This is a genomic window from Caenibius tardaugens NBRC 16725, assembly GCF_003860345.1.
In the GTDB taxonomy this organism is placed as follows: Bacteria; Pseudomonadota; Alphaproteobacteria; order Sphingomonadales; family Sphingomonadaceae; genus Caenibius; species Caenibius tardaugens.
Map to the genome: position 1 here is coordinate 4,106,098 of NZ_CP034179.1, position 21,215 is coordinate 4,127,312.

At 58.8% G+C, this 21,215-nt stretch carries 19 protein-coding genes; 11 read left to right on the forward strand and 8 right to left on the reverse strand.

Translation table 11 applies throughout. The features are described from left to right. Window positions 1-42: 42 nt before the first annotated feature. Together EGO55_RS19405 and EGO55_RS19410 are read left to right on the forward strand one after the other, a co-directional pair. A complete protein-coding gene (locus EGO55_RS19405; protein ID WP_021691901.1) occupies window positions 43-1,344 on the forward strand; it encodes a UDP-glucose dehydrogenase family protein in 1,302 nt (433 codons plus the stop codon). 61 nt (window positions 1,345-1,405) lie between these two features. Then, window positions 1,406-1,966 carry a YqgE/AlgH family protein gene (locus tag EGO55_RS19410; protein WP_021691900.1) on the forward strand — a complete coding sequence of 187 codons (561 nt, stop codon included), beginning with the start codon at window positions 1,406-1,408 and terminating at the stop codon, window positions 1,964-1,966. A 168-nt stretch (window positions 1,967-2,134) separates the two neighbouring features. On the opposite strand, the gene EGO55_RS19415 is transcribed toward EGO55_RS19410, so the two are convergent. After that, window positions 2,135-2,920, reverse strand: a complete 786-nt coding sequence (locus EGO55_RS19415; protein WP_021691899.1) for a type I restriction enzyme HsdR N-terminal domain-containing protein — start codon at window positions 2,918-2,920, stop codon at window positions 2,135-2,137. Window positions 2,921-3,279: 359 nt separating this feature from the next. Between EGO55_RS19415 and EGO55_RS19420 the strand changes: the two genes are divergently transcribed. The 4 genes from EGO55_RS19420 to EGO55_RS19430 all read left to right on the forward strand — a co-directional run bounded on the left by EGO55_RS19420 (window position 3,280) and on the right by EGO55_RS19430 (window position 5,995). Further along, window positions 3,280-3,654 carry a hypothetical protein gene (locus EGO55_RS19420; RefSeq protein WP_021691898.1) on the forward strand — a complete coding sequence of 125 codons (375 nt, stop codon included), beginning with the start codon at window positions 3,280-3,282 and terminating at the stop codon, window positions 3,652-3,654. Beyond that, a complete protein-coding gene (locus EGO55_RS19425; RefSeq protein ID WP_021691897.1) occupies window positions 3,651-4,931 on the forward strand; it encodes a relaxase/mobilization nuclease domain-containing protein in 1,281 nt (426 codons plus the stop codon). Before EGO55_RS19420 ends, EGO55_RS19425 begins: the two co-directional genes overlap by 4 nt. Window positions 4,932-5,196: 265 nt before the next feature. Then, window positions 5,197-5,367, forward strand: coding sequence for a hypothetical protein (locus tag EGO55_RS20635; RefSeq protein WP_021691895.1), 171 nt, complete (start codon window positions 5,197-5,199; stop codon window positions 5,365-5,367). 103 nt (window positions 5,368-5,470) lie between these two features. Next, entirely contained in the window at window positions 5,471-5,995 is a 525-nt protein-coding gene (locus tag EGO55_RS19430) for a DNA N-6-adenine-methyltransferase (RefSeq protein ID WP_021691894.1), read from the forward strand. On the opposite strand, the gene EGO55_RS21055 is transcribed toward EGO55_RS19430, so the two are convergent. Continuing rightward, entirely contained in the window at window positions 5,992-6,801 is an 810-nt protein-coding gene (locus EGO55_RS21055; protein WP_210766589.1) for an antirestriction protein ArdA, read from the reverse strand. The two genes, EGO55_RS19430 and EGO55_RS21055, sit on opposite strands and share 4 nt — an antisense overlap. A 380-nt stretch (window positions 6,802-7,181) precedes the next feature. Between EGO55_RS21055 and EGO55_RS19445 the strand changes: the two genes are divergently transcribed. Genes EGO55_RS19445 through EGO55_RS19455 form a run of 3 tightly spaced genes read left to right on the forward strand, consistent with a single transcriptional unit; the run spans window position 7,182 to window position 10,609 of the window. Next, on the forward strand, window positions 7,182-8,735 hold the full coding sequence (locus tag EGO55_RS19445; RefSeq protein ID WP_021691891.1) for an ATP-dependent nuclease: 1,554 nt from the start codon (window positions 7,182-7,184) through the stop codon (window positions 8,733-8,735). After that, window positions 8,735-9,574, forward strand: coding sequence for an HNH endonuclease (locus EGO55_RS19450; RefSeq protein WP_021691890.1), 840 nt, complete (start codon window positions 8,735-8,737; stop codon window positions 9,572-9,574). The genes EGO55_RS19445 and EGO55_RS19450 overlap by 1 nt, the downstream gene beginning before the upstream one ends. A gap of 33 nt (window positions 9,575-9,607) precedes the next feature. Next, complete coding sequence (locus tag EGO55_RS19455; RefSeq protein WP_021691889.1) at window positions 9,608-10,609, forward strand: hypothetical protein; 1,002 nt, start codon at window positions 9,608-9,610, stop codon at window positions 10,607-10,609. Between the two features lie 9 nt (window positions 10,610-10,618). Here EGO55_RS19455 and EGO55_RS19460 read toward each other — a convergent pair whose 3' ends face one another. Both EGO55_RS19460 and EGO55_RS19465 read right to left on the reverse strand, forming a co-directional pair. Beyond that, window positions 10,619-11,320 carry a hypothetical protein gene (locus tag EGO55_RS19460; RefSeq protein WP_021691888.1) on the reverse strand — a complete coding sequence of 234 codons (702 nt, stop codon included), beginning with the start codon at window positions 11,318-11,320 and terminating at the stop codon, window positions 10,619-10,621. Window positions 11,321-11,420: 100 nt separating this feature from the next. Continuing rightward, entirely contained in the window at window positions 11,421-12,947 is a 1,527-nt protein-coding gene (locus EGO55_RS19465; RefSeq protein ID WP_040717622.1) for a hypothetical protein, read from the reverse strand. Window positions 12,948-13,568: 621 nt separating this feature from the next. Between EGO55_RS19465 and EGO55_RS20640 the strand changes: the two genes are divergently transcribed. Further along, window positions 13,569-13,922: a recombinase family protein gene (locus EGO55_RS20640; RefSeq protein ID WP_021691886.1), complete on the forward strand. Its 354-nt coding sequence runs from the start codon at window positions 13,569-13,571 to the stop codon at window positions 13,920-13,922. Between the two features lie 170 nt (window positions 13,923-14,092). On the opposite strand, the gene EGO55_RS19475 is transcribed toward EGO55_RS20640, so the two are convergent. Next, window positions 14,093-15,475: a globin-coupled sensor protein gene (locus EGO55_RS19475; RefSeq protein ID WP_021691885.1), complete on the reverse strand. Its 1,383-nt coding sequence runs from the start codon at window positions 15,473-15,475 to the stop codon at window positions 14,093-14,095. A gap of 9 nt (window positions 15,476-15,484) precedes the next feature. Continuing rightward, window positions 15,485-18,487, reverse strand: coding sequence for a tail fiber domain-containing protein (locus EGO55_RS19480; protein ID WP_021691884.1), 3,003 nt, complete (start codon window positions 18,485-18,487; stop codon window positions 15,485-15,487). Between the two features lie 219 nt (window positions 18,488-18,706). Between EGO55_RS19480 and EGO55_RS19485 the strand changes: the two genes are divergently transcribed. Beyond that, window positions 18,707-19,795, forward strand: coding sequence for an IS5/IS1182 family transposase (locus EGO55_RS19485; RefSeq protein WP_021691883.1), 1,089 nt, complete (start codon window positions 18,707-18,709; stop codon window positions 19,793-19,795). 212 nt (window positions 19,796-20,007) lie between these two features. On the opposite strand, the gene EGO55_RS19490 is transcribed toward EGO55_RS19485, so the two are convergent. Both EGO55_RS19490 and EGO55_RS19495 read right to left on the reverse strand, forming a co-directional pair. Then, the gene (locus tag EGO55_RS19490; protein ID WP_021691815.1) at window positions 20,008-20,586 is read right to left on the reverse strand and encodes a hypothetical protein; all 579 of its coding nucleotides are present in this window, start codon (window positions 20,584-20,586) and stop codon (window positions 20,008-20,010) included. 22 nt (window positions 20,587-20,608) lie between these two features. Continuing rightward, window positions 20,609-21,196, reverse strand: coding sequence for a recombinase family protein (locus EGO55_RS19495; protein ID WP_021691814.1), 588 nt, complete (start codon window positions 21,194-21,196; stop codon window positions 20,609-20,611). Between the last annotated feature and the right edge of the window lie 19 nt (window positions 21,197-21,215).

Sequence of the window (21,215 nt, forward strand, 5' to 3'; positions counted from 1 at the left end):
TTACCCGCCGCCCGCAGCGGATTGCGCTGGAAAGGACTATTGATGCGTATCGCAATGATCGGCACGGGCTACGTGGGCCTGGTTTCGGGCACGTGCTTTTCGGATTTCGGCCATGATGTCGTCTGCATCGACAAGGACGCCGCCAAGGTCGATGCCCTCCGTTCGGGTCGCATTCCGATTTTTGAGCCCGGTCTGGAAAGTCTGGTCAGCAGTAATGCCAAAGCAGGGCGCCTGCGCTTCACCACGGATCTTGCCGAAGCGGTCCCCCAGGCCAATGCGGTGTTTATCGCCGTGGGCACGCCTTCACGCCGTGGCGATGGCCACGCCGATCTGAGCTATGTCTATGCCGCAGCGCGGGAAATGGCAGAGTACCTTGCACCGGGCACGGTTGTTGTCACCAAATCGACAGTTCCCGTGGGGACGGGGGATGAAGTGCTGCGGATAATTCGCGAAGTGCGGCCCGATCTTGATGTATCCGTTGCTTCGAACCCGGAATTCCTCCGTGAAGGCGCCGCAATTGAGGATTTCAAACATCCCGACAGGATCGTGATCGGTTGCGAGGATGAGCGGGGCGAACAGGTCTTGCGTGAAATCTACCGGCCTTTGTTTCTCAATAAATCGCCGATTGTCGCTATGTCCCGCCGTGGTGCCGAACTCACCAAATACGCCGCGAATGCCTTTCTTGCGACGAAGATCAGTTTCATCAACGAAATTGCCGATCTTTGCGAAAAGGTAGGGGCGAATGTGCAGGATATCTCTCGCGGTATCGGGCTCGACAACCGGATTGGGTCCAAGTTCCTGCATGCGGGGCCCGGTTATGGCGGTTCCTGTTTTCCCAAGGATACGCTGGCCCTGCTGAAGACCGGGCAGGACTATGAGGCGCCCTTGCGGATTGTCGAGGCGGTGGTGGCCGTGAACGATAATCGCAAGCGTTCCATGGGGCGCAAGGTCATCAGTGCGATGGGCGGATCGGTTCAAGGGAAGACCGTCGCCATTCTGGGCCTGACGTTCAAGCCTAACACCGACGATATGCGGGATTCACCTGCTCTGGCGATCATCCAGACGCTGCAGGATAATGGCGCGAAAATACAGGCTTATGATCCCGAAGGGATGGAGCAGGCGGCTGCTCTGCTGTCTGGCGTGACATTCTGCGACGGAGCCTATTCCGCGCTTGAAGGCGCCGATGCGGCTGTCATCGTCACCGAATGGGATGCGTTCCGTGCGCTCGATTTCGCACGCATGAAACAGGCGCTGAAAGCACCTATCCTGATCGATCTTCGCAACATCTATGTCCGCGATGATGTGGAGGGGAAGGGCTTTACCTACATCGCTATTGGACGATAATATGTGCGTCGTTTGAGGGGAAGGCGTGCAATCGCAGCCACGATTGCGCTAGAATTGCCTGATGACCGACGCGCAGTTTCTATCCGGCCGGCTCCTCCTTGCGATGCCGGGGATGTTCGACCCCAATTTTGACCACGCGGTTATCGCCATGTGCCTGCACGATGAAAACGGTGCACTGGGCATAGGGGTTGGCCATATCAGGCCCGATATGGGGTTCCACGATCTGTTGAAGGATGTGGGTATAGATCCTGGTATGTCCCCCGATTGCCCGGTCCATCACGGCGGCCCGGTGGAAACATCCCGCGGATTCGTGCTCCATTCATCGGATTGGGGCGGGGAAGGGACTATTGAGGTGGTGCCTTTTGGCGGGCTGTCTGGTTCCCTCGATGTGCTGCGCGCGATTGCGGAGGGTAGAGGGCCGGAACGATGGCTGATCGCTCTCGGATATGCAGGGTGGGGACCAGGACAACTGGATGCGGAAATGCGAGAGCATGGCTGGTATGCGGCAGAGGGCTATCCGGCGATCCTTTATGAGAATCCGGCCGAGCAGCGATGGATGTCCGCATGGAAGGCAGAGGGCATTGATCCGGCCCATCTCGTTGGTCAGACCGGTAGTGCATGAGGCGCTATTTCAGGGGCGTGTAAGAAGACTGCAGCGGCGCGCCGAAAGGCCAATAGCTTGACAGTCTGGCGCGCGATCTGGCTGCGCGCAAGAGATCCTGACGCTGCTCCGTGCGTTCGATACCTGATGCAAGATTTGGGCGCCAATCTGATGAACAGCGCCTAAAAACTAGGTGGACGTTTCTGCCTTTGCCGCTCTCGCTGCTCTTCTCTTACTGGCGCTCTCGGCCTTCTTGATGGTCGCTCTGGCAACCGTTGCTCCATCGCCATCTAACGCATCACGTTTGATAACTTCGTTGGTGAGAAGGATGCGCAATTCTTCCTCATTGACCTTCAAGCCGTCGAAGATTCGCCGAAACTCCTTCCTGAGCGCCCCAACCACTGCATCTGACAGCATTGTCTCAGCAATTACGAAGCGATTCACGATTTGCGCTTGGCGGTGGAAGGCATCAAGGGTTTCACCGTTTACACTTTCCCGGCAGAGCATAAAGAGCTTGGCCAAATCCTCCGCCGAGCGGCTGATTGCACCCATGTCGAAGCAAAGAACTTCTTCCCAATCGATGGGCTGCGAAAATTTTATGCGATAGATTTTCCAGACTATGGCGTTGGAAAGAATGACCCACTCGATGCCATGGTGCGCTCCATAGTTCACGGCTTGGCGCAGATGGTTGTCATTGAGAGAGGTTCCGGCAGACTTCACCTCACACAAATATTGGATTTTGCCGTCAACCTTGATTGCCAAGTCGCAGAATGTGCCTCGGATTTGCTGCTCGCTGGTTAGCTCTTCATATTTGTCATAACCAAAAATATCGGTCAGCATGTCCTTAATAACCGTAACAGTGTCGGCCTCGGAAATGTCCCGCTCTGCAAGTTTGCGAACGATGGCCTGATAACGGCGAAGGCCAGTCGAAAGACGATCTTGCGCCTTTTTCGGAATCTTAACTGCTACGGCCATGCTTACCCCCTGAAATTTTCCTAATTTCAGAGAGAAACTATGACGCCGAAAGTCGGTCGTCCAGCCGTTATTGGTAAGCGGTGCCCGCATCAAGCGCGGTGGCCACCGGGGGGCGGCCATGGGAATAGTGGCCTTGATTTGATAATTTATCAATTAAATCGAAGGTTATTGGCGGACCCGCCGGGATCAGTTTCGAAACCTTTGACCGAGATTTTGAAGGATTGGAATATCATCCTTCAACAATCGAGCCTCGGACGCGGCACCCCTTCCAACGCCAATGAACCGCAAGACGGAGACGCCCCGAGCGCCAGCCGTCCGGCTGGTGGTCGGAGGCGTCGGATAGCTTGAGCGGGGGCGGGATGGAGGAAAAGCCACCACGCCCAGCCCCTTTCTCGCTCCGGCTCACCTTCGAGCAACGCGCCCGGTTAGAAGCGGAAGCGGTCGGCATGTCGCTGTCGGCCTATATCCACTGGCGGCTGTTCGATGCCGCCAGCCCGCCGCCGCATCGGCGGGGCAAGCATCCCGTCAAGGATCATCAGGCATTGGCGCAGGTCTTGGGCCTGCTCGGGCAATCCCGCCTGTCGTCCAACCTGAACCAATTGGCGAAGTCGGCGAACACGGGAAGCCTGCCCGTCACGCCGGACACGGAAGCGGCCCTTATGTCTGCCGCCGCCGATGTGCGGGACATGCGCCGCCTGCTGATCGACGCCCTGAACCTTGAGGTCGAGCCATGATCCTGAAAGCGTCCCAGCGCGGCGGCGCGAAGGCGCTCGGCCTCCACCTGATGAAAACGGAGGAAAACGAGCATGTCGAAATCCATGAGGTTAGCGGCTTTGTCGCGGACGATCTCATGGGCGCGATGAAGGAAGCCCATGCGCTGTCGGTGGGAACGAAGTGCAGGCAGTTTCTTTTTTCCGTGTCGCTCAACCCGCCCGCCAACGAGTCGGTGCGGGTCGAGGTATTCGAGAAGGCGTGTGACATGATCGAGGAGCGGATGGGGCTGAAAGGCCAGCCGCGCATGATCGTGTTCCATGAGAAGGAAGGCCGCCGCCATGCCCATGCGGTGTGGTCACGCATTGATGCCCAAACCATGACGGCAAAACAGCTTTCCCACTTCAAGCTCCAACTGCGCGGTGTATCGAAGCAACTCTATCTCGAAAACGGATGGGAGATGCCGGAGGGGCTTCGCGATTTCCGGCTGCGCGATACGCGCAACATGACGCTTGCCGATTGGCAGCAGGCGAAACGCGGCAATCTCGATTCTCGCGAGGTGAAACAGGCCATCAAGGAATGTTGGGCCAAGTCCGACAATGGAGCGGCCTTCGCCCGTGCGCTGGAAGAATGCGGTATGTATCTCGCCCACGGCGAGCGGAACAATCATGTCGCCGTCACGATAGACGGGCAGGCGTTCGCCGTTGCCCGTGTGACGGGCGAAAAGGTCAAAGCCGTTCGGGCGCGGCTCGGCGATCCCGGTGACCTGAAGAACGTCCCCGACACGATACGCGAGATCGGCGACACCATCGCGCCGCGCCTGTCGCGGCATATCGCGGAGGCCAAGCGGATCGCGGCTCAAGCGATCAAGCCACTTCGCGACGAGAAGCTGACCATGCGGGATGCCCATCGCGCGGAACGGCAGAAGCTCGACCGGATGCAGCGCGAGCGGTTCGGCAACGAGCAGCGCGACCGCGCGGCCCGCGTCCGCAAGGGTGCGAAGGGCCTTTGGGACATAGTGACCGGACGCTATTTCAAGGTCCGCAAACAGAATGAGGTGGAAGCCTATTTCGGGATGCAGCGTGATCGCAATCAGCGTCATGCCCTTGTGCAAGCGCAGTTGCAGGAGCGGCAAGGACTGCAAGCCCGCGTCGTCGCGGTGCGCGAACGCCATGCGCGGCAGATGCTCGGCCTGTATCGTGATGCCGCCCGCTATCGCCAGATGGCGCGGGACGGCTCGCCCGTCAAAGACGGCGCGGACAACACGCGCTCCGCGCCGCGTGGTCCAGAACTCGGGTGATGCCGCCGAACTGAAAAGCCGGACTGGCGGCGGTCTGCCTGACCGCTTTGCCCTTTTGCCCGTTTCCCTCCGTGATCCGTCCGGCCCCGATGGGGTGCGGGTGGGTTCGTTCTATCGCCCGATGAATGGCTGTGGGTGCAAGGCGTGCGGAGCAGCCTTCTCCACGTCCGTTCCGATTGACGGGCAATGCACCTCATTCATGCGGGACTGATTTTTCCTCCCCAACGCGGCCCATCGGGGGCGGCGCAAACAACCGGAGGAATCCATGTTCAAAATCACAAAAGCCGATCTGGCTAAGAAAACCGACGCGCAGCTTGCCGCCCTTTTCCAGCAAGCGGCCCTCGGCCTGTCCGCCGCCAAGTGCAACCTGGCGGCGGCGCAATCGCTGCTCGCGATGATCCGCACTGAACGGGCGAACCGCCGTCCATCGCCATAGGCAAGCGGCGCTGTCCGCGCCCTTATCCCCCCGAACGAGAATCGCACCGCTGGCAGGCGTTGCGCCGCCGACCATCCGGCGAGCCTCGTTTGGAAATCTGCCAATGATCCCATTTTCCAGCCGCACCGCCGCCACGCGCGACGATTGGCAAACACCTCTGCACTATATCGCCGCGCTCGGGCCTTTCGATCTCGACCCCTGCGCTAATATCGACAATCCGACCCGCTGCGCCGCCAAGGGCTTCACGATAGATCACAACGGTCTTGCCCGAGAATGGCGGGGGAGAGTCTGGCTCAATCCTCCCTATGGCGGCATCGCGCCCGCGAAAGCGTGGCTGTCGAAGCTGGCGCGGCACGGCAACGGCGTCGCGCTCATTCCGCCGCGCGTCGGTGCGCGGTGGTTCCACGATGTTGTTCTATCGACCGCCGACGCGATCCTGTTCCTGAAAGGCCGCGTGGCGTTCATCGACCCCGCCGCGCAACAGCCCGTGAAGGGCAACAATGCCGATAGCATCCTGATCGCCTATGGCGCGGCAAACGTCATGGCATTCGAGCATTGCGGCCTCGACGGGATGCTCTGGAAGCTCCGGCCAGCACAGGCCGGAGCCGCAAGGAATGCGCGACCCTAGAAAAGCGATAGCTGCCGCGCGGCCTGTTCGTGCGCCCGCCATGCGGGCGATTGCGCTTCTTCGTCCAGCCACGCGACAATCTGCGCGACCACATCGCCGCCCTGCGCCTCGATGGTGCCGGGCTGGTGGAAGTGGGAGCGATAGCCCGTTTCCGTGATGGGGAGCGGAGCGCGTTCGGGATTGACGCTCCGCACCTCAAGATGCGCGATGGTTTTCCATTGCAGCGGCGTATAGATCGCCTCGATCTCGATGCCGCGCCATGTGAAGCAATATGTCCGCGTCTCCATATCAGCCCCCGCGAAAACATGGGTTTCATCGCGAGCGGTTCGGATGGCGAACACATCGCCGGACATTTCCGCGTCCCGCGCCATCGCTTGCCAGTCGATATAATACCGTAGATTTTCAGGGATGGCGGTGCATTGCTCGGTCAAATCCTCCACATAGTCGGCAAGGCTGGCAAACGTGCCAAGAAAGCGATCCTTCATCGCGTCCCGTGCTTCGTCCAAATCCCCGAAGTGGGAGATAAGCTCCGCACCTAGCTCGCCATGCTCGGCAATGAACGCGGCCTTTTCCGCTACGCTGTCGATCCCTGCATATTCCTCGATGCGGACGCCTTCAAAGCCTTCATAATCATGGATGGCCCATTCCTCGGCGTCGGGTCTCGGTGACGCCTTGAGCATCGCGGCAATCTCGTCATAGATCGCCCATGCCTCCTGATCGGCGTCGATCCAACGCCCATGCAGAATGCCGTTATTATACGCGGCAAGACACGCCACATAGATTCTGATTTCTGATTTATTCTCCATTTTCAATACCTTGAACTAGGGGTTGCACATGCAACCCGACTAGCCACGCGGCAATGAGCAGGGTTTCGCCGTCCAGATCGGAAAACGGTGGGTGGTGCGGGCCGGAGCGTAGCGACAACACGGCCACCGTTTTCTGCCCAAAGGGCTTGGTCTTGACGGCGATGGGGGCGCAGCCCCGATCTTTCCTGAAACGAAAAAAGCCCGCTTCGCGAGAAGCGGACCCTGTTTGCGTTAGTCGGTCGTCACCGGATGGCGGAGACTACAGGCTCCGGGCGCGTCAGCGCGTAGGACGCGGCCCGGAGGGCAACGCCCGGCAGATTGCGATGAAAATCGTTCCGATACCGCATTGAAGGTTGAAAATGCCTGCGATAGTATTCGTCATGTTCTTCACCGTCATACCTCACGGCTCGCGCTTACCTTCGGGCGCAAAAAACAAAGCATTTCTTCTGACTGATAATTGGGATGACTGGTTCAAATTCTCGACCATGTACGTCCTCTTTTACTATGATGAAGAAGGCGAGCAGCATCGGATAGGTGAAGTTAAAATTGGCCAGTTTGGCCTAACCTCCGAACAACGTAGGCCGCCCATACCTCAAGAATTTGACGCTCTGGACGAAACCTTCTTCTCGCTCGGCCAAGACGACACCTATTATGAGCGCGCCAGCGCCATGGGCGAAGTCATTCGGCGAAAATTTTTTGATGGCCTTCGAGACGTCGCGGTAGACAATGATCTGTTTGAGCGTGCCCTCGACGAGGATGTGATGGGCGTTTCCCTCCTGCGTTCGGTTAGCCGCTCCTCCGTTCGTGGCCAGTTTCGCCGTATCGCCAACGGCGGCGTCCGTTTGACGAGCTATGCGTTCAGCTATGAGCCGCCCCGTAGACGCACGGCCAAACTTGATCCGGTGAAATTCGAATTCAAGGTCAAGCCAGATTCGAACCCCCCAACAAACATTCACGTTCTTATTGGCAGGAATGGTGTAGGCAAAACACATCACCTGCAACTGATGACACGGGCGTTGGTCGAGCGTGACGCGGAAAGCAGCGACGTAGGAAAATTCCGGAATGACGATAATCCGTTCGAGGATTTCGAGGACGATCCGGAGCCGATTTTTGAGAACATAGTCTCCGTCACGTTCAGCGCGTTCGATCCCTTCGAGCCATTGCCCGTTCGCCAGAACAAATCAGAAGGCGTTCGGTATCAGTATATCGGCCTCAAAAAAACTTCATCGGCATCGGACGGAGCGCCCAAGACTCCCGGCATTCTCGGGCGCGAATTCGGCGCAAGCGTAAAGCTGGTAACAGGCCAGCTTCCTAAGCTGGAGCGTTGGCGGAAAGCCCTCGCGGTCCTTGAAGCCGATCCGATATTCCGGGAAGCAAACATCGCTTCACTGGCAGACCAGAGCGACGAGGAAGAGGTAAAGGGCGAAGCTGCGCGCGTGTTCGCGAAACTTAGCTCCGGCCATAAGATCGTTCTTCTGACGATCACCCGACTTGTTGAAACCGTGGAGGAAAAAACGCTGGTATTCCTTGATGAGCCGGAAGCGCATTTGCATCCGCCATTGCTGTCAGCGTTTGTTCGTTCTCTGTCGGATCTGCTTTCCAACCGGAATGGGGTCGCGCTAATCGCCACGCATTCCCCTGTGGTTTTGCAGGAGGTGCCCAAGCGATGCGTTTGGAAGTTGCGACGGTCGGGGCGTGAAGTGGCTATCGAACGACCGGATATTCAAACTTTCGGCGAAAATGTTGGCATTCTGACTCGTGAGGTTTTCGGCCTTGAAGTCACCGATTCAGGTTTCCATCAGCTTCTGGCGCAGGCTGTGGAAGCCTCGCCGGACTATGACGAGGTGCTGGAGAATTTCGGCAGTCAGCTCGGCGCAGAAGCTCGCGCTATCGTGCAAGGAATGATCGCATCTCGTGATGGCGGTGACGATTAATGTGGCGCGTCGATAAACCGACTATCACGGCAGAAGATGCCTTCGAAACCTGCATCAGCCGGATTCGGGATGCGGGCCTCAAACAACGGATGGAAGATATAACCGCTTCTGTGGTGGCATCGGCTGCGGCTTATGACGCGGCGGCGGAGCAGGGGCGATTGCACACTACAGCCGTTCATACTGGCGTGAATGGATCGGTGACGACCAAAGAAATGATCCGGCTTTACGATGGGCGGATGGCGGCGGCCAAATCGCCGGGGCGAGGAATATACGACGCGCTTATAGCCTCGGCTGAACATGGAAGATGCCCATTTTGCGGCCATCGCGTTGTGTCCACCCTCGATCATGTTTTGCCGAAGGCGCATTACCCAGCGCTCGCGGTGGCGCCCCATAACCTTGTGCCGTCATGTGCAGACTGTAACAAAACCAAGCACGATCAGCCTCTCGCAAATGAGGCACAGCAATACATTCATCCTTATTACGATGAAATCGAAGGCGAGCTATGGTTGCGGGCAGAGGTGTTGGAAACAGCGCCAGCGTCGGTTCGCTTCTTTGTCGAACCCTTCGAAGGCTGGCCAAATATCCTTGGTCAGCGCGTCGAAAATCATTTCACGCGCCTTGGCCTCAGCAAACTTTATTCCTCGCAAGCGGCACAAGAGTTGGTGAGCATCAGATATCAGGTCACTGCGTTGCATGATCGGCTGGGTGCAGACGGGGTGCGGCAATTCCTTGCCGAAAGCCACGCGTCGCGCTCAAATGCCCGGCCAAATTCGTGGCAGACTGCGTTCTATTCGGCCCTCAGCGAGAGTGACTGGTATTGTAATGGGGGCTTCGCCTAATAAGGAGGCAGGCTTGCTCGGTAAAGATTGGCTATGTTCGAATTCATTCAACTGATCGAAAAATCCAGCCAGACGGTTCATTCCGATTTTCGTCGTTGGTTTGAAAAAATCCCTGCGGCTGCGGCGTGGAACGTGCTGTCCGATTATAGCATTGGGGACAAGAATAAGCAGAATGACGCGTTCTCGTTCGTCGTCCTTTTGAATCACGACAAATTTGAAAACATAGCATCTTACATCTCGGCGGTAGCTCCTAAAGATATTAAAGCCGCTCGTAATCCATCAGAGGGGCTTCTGGATTATCTCAGTTGTCCTGTCGCCTTCAGCGTAAATTTTGTGGTGGAGCGCCAAAGCGATTATCTGAAAAGTGCCATTAGCCTTGAGGAAATGAAGGGGCTGACCGACGCCCTGCAAACCGTCATCCGAGAATGGGCCATAGCAGAGCCGCCTAATGCCCCATATTATGACGCCCTTGAACAACGGCTGCGATTACTCGCAACCGAGTTGAACGGCAAAAATCCATCGCTTCGGCTTTTGCGCCAGATTTTTCTTGTCGCGTCCTTCGCGACGGTCGTTCTCGGCTTAATAAATGACGCCAAATCGCCGCTTGCCATTCGCTGGATCAGCGACAGGGATGCAATGTTTGATCGGCATGGCGGTATCGCATTTGACCTTGCCTGGACCTTCTTCCAAATGATGCGGAGGAGCAAGGGAGGCGTAATCGATCTTCGGCGGCCGCAAATGGCCTTTGCGACGCCGGGTATGGATGGCGTAACAGAGTATGCAGAGTTTGTGCGATTGCCCGATTACTTGGCGGGCACGCTGGCGGATATGAAGCTGCCTCAGATGATGTTCACGCATCAAAAATTCCCGCCTGTATTCAATCGACTTTTCGTCGATACAGCTAACAATGCGGTAATCGAGGTTGTCACGGGGCTGGATCGCGTGACGACGCGGCGCATAGCTTTTGGAGAACCGCCTATCGGTGCATCAAGCTTGCGTCGGAACGGAGATGCAGAAACCACCCCAGAAGCTTGAACCCGGTATCTACCTTGCTTTCTTCGTTTCGAGATCGGTGTCGTTCGCCTCAATCCATTTTTCAAGCTGCTCGAAAAGTTCGCACCAGACCTTATTATATTCGTGATGGAAAATTTCGATGCAGAGCATGATGCCATCGGGCAACCTACTGCCATATTTCTCCGTCCAGCGATTGTAGAAGAGAACGGCATCCGCCTTATGATCGATCTTCGTATATCCGGCGCTCATGCCTTGGTAGTTCGGATGTGCGCTTTCTGACAGGTCATTGTATAGGTCCATCATCCCCGGATATTGTTTATCGCAGTGCGTCAGGACGGTTAAAATGTTGACCGCTTGCTCTAGATCGCCTTCGATCTTTGATCCCAGCACCAGCCTTTGTGTGGTAGTGCTGAAATCGTTGAATGACATCGTGCCATCCAGCACGGCAGCGGTCCGCTGATTGAGGTAGATCAGTATGGCAAGTGTTTCGAAAGCGCTGCGCAACAGGATACGCGCACCCAGACCATGATCGGCCTTGTGCAGCAGCAGTGACTGATCGAGCAAATCGAGTAGCCGCCAATAAACGACCTCGCGCAACTGGAGGCTTCGATAAGGCGCTTTCCATTTGTGCGCGGTCGGGTTTCGCGAATGCAGGCTGCCCATGTCCAACTCATTGAACAGGGTCGTTTTCATGCTTGCGATGGCCGCTTCAGCGGCTTCAACAGATTCCATCCCTGAAGATTAACGCATCCGCATGATTGCTGCCACCCGTAGTCGGTAATCTGGGATTGAGGTTTTTCGGGAGTTGCTTTTCGGGGCCGAATCTCTCCGCTCAGGAACGCGTGTCATTCGACCCGGCCCCTGATTTTACGGTCGCTGATTTCGTGCGAGGCTTGCGCTTCCTGCTGGGTGTCTGGAATCCTATTAAGCGCAAAACCTCGGCGGAGCCGCTGAACTCTCGCTTTGTCGCATCGATCAGTTGGCAGGCAAGTCGGTAGTCGTCATCTGGGATGACGGCACGTCCCGTTCTCCGGTCATGAACGATCTGACTGGGCGTGGCTCCATAGGCTCGCGTCAGTCGTTCGTAGCCTTCAAGAATCGTTTCGCGTGTCCATTTTTTCCGCGTCACAGGCACGATTCCCAAAGCTGAGTTCGCAGCATCCGCGCCATCGGCATATTTCACGATGGCACTGACGAGGCGGCCAGCTTCGCGCAGGGTGGCGTCATCGACGGCTTCTCCGCCCCGCGCGGCGCCGCGAACCTGACTCGGCGTCAGTCCGTGTTTCGCCCAAAATGCCTTCCATGCCGCCAAGGCCGCTGCACGATCCCATATGGTGGTGCTGGCCTCTGCCTGTCCCAATATGTCGCGAAGCTGCCGGACACCACCAATCCACGTTTTGATATAGACGGAAAGCGTGTTGTAGGCCGGGCCGGGCCTGTCGGCCCATTTGCCGCGCTTGCGGAGCCATTCCTCAGTTGGAAATTTGCCGTCAGGCATTTCAGACGCCAAAGCGCGGCAATGCTCTAGGAGTTCGTCGCTATTGCTCCAATGTGTCGAATGAATGATCCGATCCGTGGGTCGGTCGAAAACATATGGGATCACCGTTCCGATGAAAGGCGCGAGAATGGAAGAGAGCCGCGCTTCATCATAACAATCGCGAAACTCGATGCCCAGGAATCGAGAATTGCGGGCGTTGAATGCCTCTTTTCCGGAGCGCTTTGCCTGATAATTCGCCTCGCCGTGACCACCGGGGTTTTCGCCCCAAACTTCGACATCGATCCAGCCATCCCGCGCTAGAAAATGGAGGTCGTAAAAGCCGTAGGCGCGTCCGGTTTCCTCGGCGTAAGTATCGGGATAGCGGTCGCCCCGGCGATGCTCTATCCCGCGCGTATAAAGGAAGTTGGAGAGCGACGCTTCCGGATGGCTCCGCCATCGAATTCCATTTCGAGATTCGACGAATGTGCTGGTGATGAAGTCGCCAACTGCATCTCGCAGAGCTTCCCACGAGCGGTCGAGATAATAGACCGCCTGCACTAGCGATTGATGTCCGTTCTGCTGGAACCAAGCGGCAGGCGGGAGATTTCCTTGTGTCGCTACGATTTGCCGTGCTTCCTCCACAACCCGATCCCAAGTCCAGCGTTGGAGGATCTTCCCATTTCGCTGGAGTGGTTGTGCGGTTTTATGGGCCTTATAGGTATCCTCAATCCCTAGACGAGCAATGAGATCGGCCTGCCGAATGCCGCGCTCATACAGGGGATAATAGACCCCCGCTGCTTTCAAGGCTTGGAAAGTCAATGCAGCCGGACCTTCTGCTTCGTAGAGCGTGCGACAATGCGCCAGCAACTCGCCGTCGGTCATGAGGCTAAAACGAGCGGATTTTGGACGGCCCATCGTGTGAAGTTGCAATCCTAACCTTGGTGCGAACGCTTTAGCAGCAATGTGCAAAAGGATGTGCAGGACGCAACCCTGAATGGCATCCAATCGCCGGATTGGTCGTGGTCAACGGGCGAAACCGTTGTGCCCGGTTCGGTGCAGGTGGAGGGGCAAGCCTCCAAGCCCTGCCACGCATCCAATCGGCGGACGGTTGGCCCCTCGGGAGAGGCTGGGTCCACGGGGCAGGCACGCCCTTGGTCATGGGGTGTCGGGGAGCAGGAACGCGCCCTGACTGGCGATGCAACGGCCAACCGTTGCCCCGGCGCGAACAATCCCCCTGACCCAAAGCGGACAAAACCAAGCGTCAGCCTGGTTGCGGTCTGCTGGGTGGGAATGGGCGATATGAGAGCGCCGGATAGCCGGAGGGATGCAACGGGAACGCGCAGCGGGTTCCCTTGCCAAGATGCGTGGTACTACCACGCACATCTTGCGGTCAGCGTAAGCCCGTCTTTCTTCACTCCCTGCATACCCCGGCAGGCAGGTCGTTGCGCCTCGATTCTCGCCCGTGTCATACTCCCTTATCACACCCCACAGTCAGGAGAACGGATGACAGGAAAGACGATAGGCTATGCAAGGACGACCAGCGGCGAACAGGATATTCTACCGCAGGTCGAGGCCCTGAAAGCGGCGGGCTGCTCGGAGGTCTATCACGATGACGGCGCGTCCGGCGAGTCTCTGGATCGCCCCGGCCTTAAGCTGGTTCTAAACTACCTGAACTCCGGCGACACGCTCAAGATCGCGAACCTCGACGCGATTGCTCGTTCCGTCGCCACCTTCGCCGAATTTCGCAAAAACCTCGGCGACCGCAAAATTCGCATCGAGCTTCTGGAAGCTGGAGTTCGAACAAGCCCGCTGGTTGCGGAGGCGGCGATGGCATTGACGCCAACACGCGGCGATTGAGAACCGATGTCAGGCGCATTTCCGCAACCCTCCGGCGGGCGGCACTCTACGGGCGCGAGGGGGAAGAGAGTGCGCCCGTAGAGCCGCCTTGGGGGAAGTTGCAGGCAGAAGCTGATTTGCCCTCAAATTCTGCCACCCTGATCTTGGCGGGGCCTTCCCGAAGGGTTGTGTTACGCGGCGTCCGCCGCCTGTCCATTCCCGCCACTGCGCAGCGTGGCGAGGAACGCATCGACCACCGACCGCAATGTCATGGCCTGTTCGGTCAAGCTGCCGGACGCCGCCAGCACACGCTCCGCCGTCTGTCCGGTGTCGGTCGCGGATTGCGTAACCCTGACGATGGACGAGGAAATCTCGGTCGTGCCCGTGGCGGCCTGCTGGACGTTGCGCGAGATCTCGGCGGTCGCGCTCGTCTGCTGCTGGATCGCGGCGGCAATCGCGCCGGATATGGCGTTGATGTTGTCGATGGTGCGGCCGATGCTCTGGATGGCGTCCACGCTCTGACCCGTCGCGTCCTGTATATCGAGAATCTGCGTGGAGATTTCCTCCGTCGCCAGCGCGGTTTGGGTCGCGAGGGATTTCACTTCGCTCGCGACCACCGCGAAACCCTTTCCGGCGTCCCCGGCGCGGGCCGCCTCGATGGTGGCGTTGAGCGCGAGCAGGTTGGTCTTGTCGGCAATGTCACGGATCAGCGCGACAATATCGCCGATCCTACGCGCGGCCTGTGCCAGCCTGTCCACGGTGCCGCGCGTGGCGTCGGCTTCCTCGACCGCCTGCCGCGCGGTTTGCGCGGAGCGCGCGGCCTGTTCGCCGATCTCCGCGCTCGCCGCCGAAAGCTCGTCGGCGGCGTTGGCGACGGATTGCACGTTGATCGACGCCTGTTCGGTCGCGGTCGAGACGGCGACCGTCTGGCGGTGCGTTTCGTCCACGATCCGCGCGAGCGCGTCGGCGCTGCCCTGCATGGTCTGTGCGGACGCCGCGACGGAATCGACCACGCCCTTCACTGATGACTCGAAGCCCGCCGCGAGGGCTTCGAGCTTCCTGTCGTAGCTGTTCTGGTTCTCTTCGATATAGACCGAGATCGCGAGGTCCATGTCGAGCATGACGGCCTGATTGACGGCCCGCATCATGCGGGCCGTTTTCTCCTGCGCGGCGGCGGGGTGAAAGCGGCTGCTATAGGCGCGGGCGACGACGCCATAGATACGGTTCATGATGAAGGCATAGCCGCCGATATACCAACGTGGAGCAAGACCGATCCGGCTATGGGTCAGGCCGATCACGCGGACGGAGGCGACATAGCGCTCATCGAACCGCCCGGAGAACAGGTTGCGCCAATGCCGCGCCTGCGCGGCGGCGGCGTGGTCGACTCTGTCCTTCCGGCGTTCGCCCGTGCCGAACATGGCGATCATTTCGGGGTGGTGGGCCAGATGCTCGTAAAACTCGATCAGCACCACGGGCAGCGCATCATCGACCAAGGGTAGGAAGTCGCACAGCGCGGCGCGGGTTTCCTCGTCTATTTCCAGAAATTCCAGTCTGTCGCTGATGCTGTCTCTCATTCGTTTCCGCTATCTCCCGGTGCAGCTTCGTTGCGCTTCGCGGAGTGCTGCGATCTCCCCTTTCAGCGTGGCGATCTCCTTCGCCGTCTGGTCGTCATTGGCGGCGAGCTGCTGCACGGCCTTGACCAAGGGCGCGGTCAGCTCGCCATAGGAGAGGCGATAGGTGCGCCGTTCATCGGCCTGACGGTTGAGCAGCGCGAGTTCCTTGCCGGGGGCGGATTCCTCTACCTTCCTTTGCAGGCTGGCGGGAAGCGCCGCCTCCACCTCCTGCGCGATAAAGCCATAGCGGAGCGTGTCGTCGCCGTTGTTGAAACGATACTGGACGGGGCGGAGCTTCCGCAGGAAGTCCAGCCCAAGGCCGAGATCGCCAATGTCGCGTTTCAGGCGGCGGTCTGAAATTGCCGTGATCGACGTGACCTTGGCATATATCTTCGTAATGTCGCTATTGCCGAGGACGATGGAATTGCTGGCCGTGGCCTTCGCGTCGTTACCGATGGCCGTGGCGTTGGTGAGGTTCGCCGAGGATACATCGGCGAAATAGCCGAGAGCGGTATTGTTGCTGCCTGTGGTGTTGGTATCCAGAGCGGCATAGCCGACACCGACATTGCCGTAGCCTGTGGAATTGCTTTCAAGCGCCCAAATGCCGACGGCGATATTCCGGTCGCCGCTCCCGGCGAGCGCCGAATAGCCGACTGCCACATTGTCGCCGCCCGACCCGCCCGCGCTGTTGCCTACTACCGTGTTGAAACTGCCCTCGGTATTGCTGCCCATCGATCCCCGACCGACCGACACGTTATAACTGCCCGTGGTGTTGCTGCTCAGGGCGTCCAGACCAAGAACCGTATTGGATGCGCCCGTGGTGTTGGTCGTGAGCGCCCACATGCCGATGGCGGTGTTCCCGCCGCCCTCCGTGTTGGAGGCGGCGGCGTCCACACCAACGGCGGTATTGTTGGTGCCCGTGGTGGTTTGCTCCAAAGCGTGAGAGCCGACCGCCGTGTTGAAGCCGCCATTGTTTGCGTTCGCCAGCGCCCGAGCGCCGACCGCTGTGCTGTAGGCGTAGCCGTCCTTGTAGGAGGACAATGCCTGATAGCCAACCGCCGTGCTGTCGCTGGCCCCGGTGGTGCTTTTGAGCGCTTCGAAGCCAAGCGCGGTGTTGTGAAATCCGGTTGTGTTATTCTGAAGCGCGGTATTGCCGACCGCCGTGTTGCCTTCGCCCCATGTGTTCTTACTGAGGGTCAGATTACCGACCGCCGTGTTGTAGCTGGCGGTGTTGTAGCTATTGAAATTGGCCAAGGTCAGCGCCTGATAGCCGACCGCCGTATTACCTGTGGAGGTGGTGCTGGTATAGAGTGCTTGATACCCAAGCGCGGTATTGTTGGTTCCCGTAGTGTTGTTGAAAAGAGCCTGATTGCCCAAGGCTACGTTATAGCCGCCCGTCTTGGTACTATACAGCGCGTTGGTTCCTACCGCCGTATTCGACATTCCTGTCGTGTTGTTCTGCAAAGTGGAAGTTCCAACCGCTGTATTTGCACTTCCGGTTGTAGAATTTTGGAGCGCCTGAGAGCCTAGCGCTGTATTACCGGAAGCGGTTGTGTTTTTGGAAAGGGCTTGATAGCCGACCGCCGCGTTGCTGGTTCCGGTCGTATTCACTTTTAGCGCACTGTAGCCGACCGCTGTATTGTTAGAGACGGTCCCATACCACAGAGCGTTTGAGCCAACCGCCACATTGTAATTTCCAGTCGTGTTGTCGTGGAGCGCATTCGTGCCGACTGCGACGTTTTCAGATCCGGTCGTATTGCGGTCGAGCGAAGTATATCCGATGGATATATTCCATCCCCCGCTCGTATTATTGTAGAGCGCGTCAATGCCAAGCGCGGTGTTGCCTTCTCCGGTGGCGTTGACCCGACCAGCCCCATCGCCAAGGAACATATTTTCAAAATCGTCATAGTCCGCGACAACATCGGAAAGGTCGTTCAGCGAGCCGCTTCCGCCACCACTGCCGCCGCCGACTGGCAGGAAGGCGTAGTTCGAGCCGGAATCCACGCCGCATATCTCGACGGCCCCCTGATAGCGCCGGATCGCGCCGACTAGATCGGCGGTGCATGTCGGAAACTCGGTTTCATCGGGCAGGCGCAGCGGGTCGTTCACGGAAAGAAGGCCGCTGCGCGAATTGAGCGAGTCCGTGATCACCTGTCCGGCGAAATTGGCGTTGCCGCCAACCTCTATATCCTTGCTGCCGATGGTCGCGGTGTTGGCGTCGCCGCTCTTGAGTTGCCACAGGCCCGACGACGCGCCCACGGCCTCGCGATAGGTATAGACGGTGATCAGGTCGTCCGATCCGGCATCCTTGGCGACGAGATCGGTATCGGGCAGGCCGTCATGCGGGGACGTGTCCTTGAACGCGCTGCATGTCGTCTGAAATGTCCGGTCGGGGCCGGAGGATATGATGGCGACGGTGGCGAACCCATCGGAATCCGCACCCGCCAAGCGGTTCTGCGACGGCCCGCCGCACGCGGCGTCGCCGATCTTCGAACCGTGATCCCATACGCAATAGCCATAGGGACCGCCCCACGGGTCCGACTTGCTGGTGCCGACCTGTGAGGGGATGAAGCCGCCGCCCGTGGGCGGGTCAGGTTCTCCGGCTCCCTTTGCCCGCCACGGCAGCGGCTCGATAATGCCGTCTCCGTCACAATCGCCACTATTGGCCTGCGCGGCGGCGGCGGCGACCGCCATCTGGGCCGCGACGGTCATTTGCGTGTTCGCGATATTGCGATTGGTGAGGAAGATAGAGTTACGCAGCGGCCCATTCATATAGGCCATGATGGCTGATCCAAGGATAGCGACCAACGCCACGGCCCCGAAAAGCGCCATGAAGATGCTGCCTCGTTCGGATGGATCGCGCGGTTTGGGGGGGGTGAATTTCTTCTGACACAGCGCCATGCCGACAAAACCAAGAGCGGCGACTATCAGGAATATGAGGGCAATAAAATCCAGTTCAAATTCAAACTTCATAGGGTGAATCTATAAATTAGATTCGCAATTCATCTAAATATAATATGAAGTTATCCATAGATAACAAATCACGTTTTATTAAATATTAGACGAAGCGCATAATGCGTTGCGCCAGATGATTATATTGCAGGCATATCGCATCTTATATATTTGGGCACCTCCAAAAACCCTGGCCAATTGGCGTGAGATTTGATTCACTGTGGCTAACGGGAGGCGTCGATGCGTCAGGCTGGATTGTTTGGGTTATCGGATCATTTGAAGCGGCTTTCAGCCGATGGCGATCCGCTGGAGGTTTTGGCCCAGGTAGTGGATTTCGAGACGTTTCGCCCAACGTTGATTGCGGCGCTGGCGTATGGCGACGGGGCGAAGGGCGGCCGTCCGCCGTATGATCCGGTGGCAATGCTCAAGGTGCTGGTGCTGGCGGCGCAGAACAATGTTAGCGATGCGCGCATGGAATACCTGATCCGCGACCGCCTCAGCTGGCTGCGCTTCCTCGGTTTCGACCTTGGTGCGGCGACACCGGATGCCAACACGATCCGCCTGTTTCGCGAGAAGCTGACCGAGGCGGGAGCGCTCGATACGCTGTTCATGGATTTCGACCGCCAACTCAAGGATCGGGGCTACCTCGCTATGGGCGGTCAGATTGTCGATGCAACACTGGTGGCCGCGCCCAAGCAGCGCAACACCGAGCCGGAAAAGGCGGCGATCAAGGATGGCAAGACTGCCGCCGAGATCTGGCCCGATGACCCCGCCCGTGCAGCGCAAAAGGACACGGATGCGCGCTGGACGCTCAAGTTTGCCAAGGGCCGCCCAGCGGCGGACGGCCAAGGGGGCTTCAGGCCGCAGATCGACATCGCCATCCCCAGCTTCGGCTACAAAAGTAGCATCGCGATCTGCCGAGCCTTCGGCTTCATCCGCAAGGGCAAGGTCACCGATGGAGCCCGCTTCGATGGCCGGATGCTCCGGGACGTGGTGACTTGCGACAACACCGCATCGGACGTCTGGGCCGATACAGCCTACCGCAGCCAGGCCAACGAGAAGTGGCTCAAAGCGCAGGGCCGGGTCAGTCGTATCCATCGCAAGAAGCCCAGGGGCAAACCCATGCCGGATCACATCCGGCGCGGGAATGCTACAAAGTCAAAGGTCCGCGCCCGGGTCGAGCACGTGTTCGCGCAGCAGAAAGCCAAGATGGCGCTGTTCATTCGCACCATCGGCATCAAGCGCGCCGAGGCCAAGATCACACTGGCCAATCTGGCTTACAACATGAACCGTCTGATCTTCCACGAACGACGGGCAGCGATTGGGTAGCTGTGCCTGGAGATCAGGAAAATCGGATGAAAAACGCAATATGCGCGCCACGATGGCAAGCATTTACGCCATCGCCAGCACCGCCTGCGGAAAATCGCTCAGGTCGCCGGGTTGATGGAGGTGCCCATTTTGTGTATCTCTCCCTGTGCCTGAATAGGCAAAAGGGGCGCGAAAGCGCCCCTTTCTTTTTGTCATCTATCCGCCCGTGAGGGTCAGTCGGCGGCTGCGCGCCGCCGGAAGGCTGCGGTGATCTGCTCCGCCTCGACGGGATCGAGCGCATGAAGATTCGCGCTGTGGCCTCGATAGGCAACCGTCACATTCACCACGCCCGCGAGGCTTTTCGACCAGTTCGTAGCACCAGCCAGCACGAAGCAGATGATCGACACGGGCAACGCGACGGAATGCGGTAGCTGCGGCATCATGCCGTACATGATAAGGGAAAACACGCCGAGCATGAGCAATATGAACGTGACGGCATTGTAGGCGTCCGCCGATTTGCCCTCGCCCTTGACCGTCGTGAACTCGCCCGTATCGCCGATCATGGTGAGGCCGCTGCCGATGATGGCCGGAAGGGTCAGGACGGCGAGGAAGGCAGCGATAAGCCAGCCGTACCAAGGCGTGTTGGCCCGCTCCGTGATCATGGTGACGATCAGGCCGACAATGAAGATTAGCCCGACGATGGCGACCGCCAGCCCGATAAGTTTCGGGACATAGGCGAGCAGGCTGCGCTTCACGGTAACGGCGGTAGCGTCCGCGAGCGACACCGCGCCCTTGCTTGTCTCGACAATCATTTCATCCCCTCCCGTTCGGTTGCTATGCCGCGAGCCGCGCGGGCACTTGGCGTTTCAGGTTTCGGAACAACGTCGCTCGTGCGACGCCGTAGCGCTCGGCAACGGCCTCGGCCTTCATGTCGCCGCTCGCCATGAGGTTGCGCGCTTCGGCGATCTGCGATGGCGACAGCTTGCGTCGCCGTCCGAGAACGACGCCGCGCTCCTTGGCGGCGCGAAGCCCTGCGCGGGTCCGCTGCGAGATCATGCGCCGCTCGACGTGGGCGAAGAGCGCGAGGATGGTGGAGTAAATCTCTCCGGCTTCGGTGCTGGTGTCGAAATTCTCGGTGAGACTGACGAGGCTCGCGCCGCGCTTCTCGAGATCGGCGATTACCGTCATCACATGGGGGATGGACCGCCCGAGACGGTCCAGCTTCCACACCACCAGCTTCTCGCCCTGGCCGATGGAGGCCAAGGCGAGGTCCAGCCCTTCGCGGGCATGGGCGATGCCCGTTATCTTGTCCTCGAAGATCGCGGCGCATCCTGCACCGCGTAAGGCATTGATCTGCAAGTCTGTATTCTGATCAGCCGTGCTTACTCGCGCGTAGCCGACCAGACGGGTTGTTCCTGTCATGTTCGTTCTCCGGCGGAGT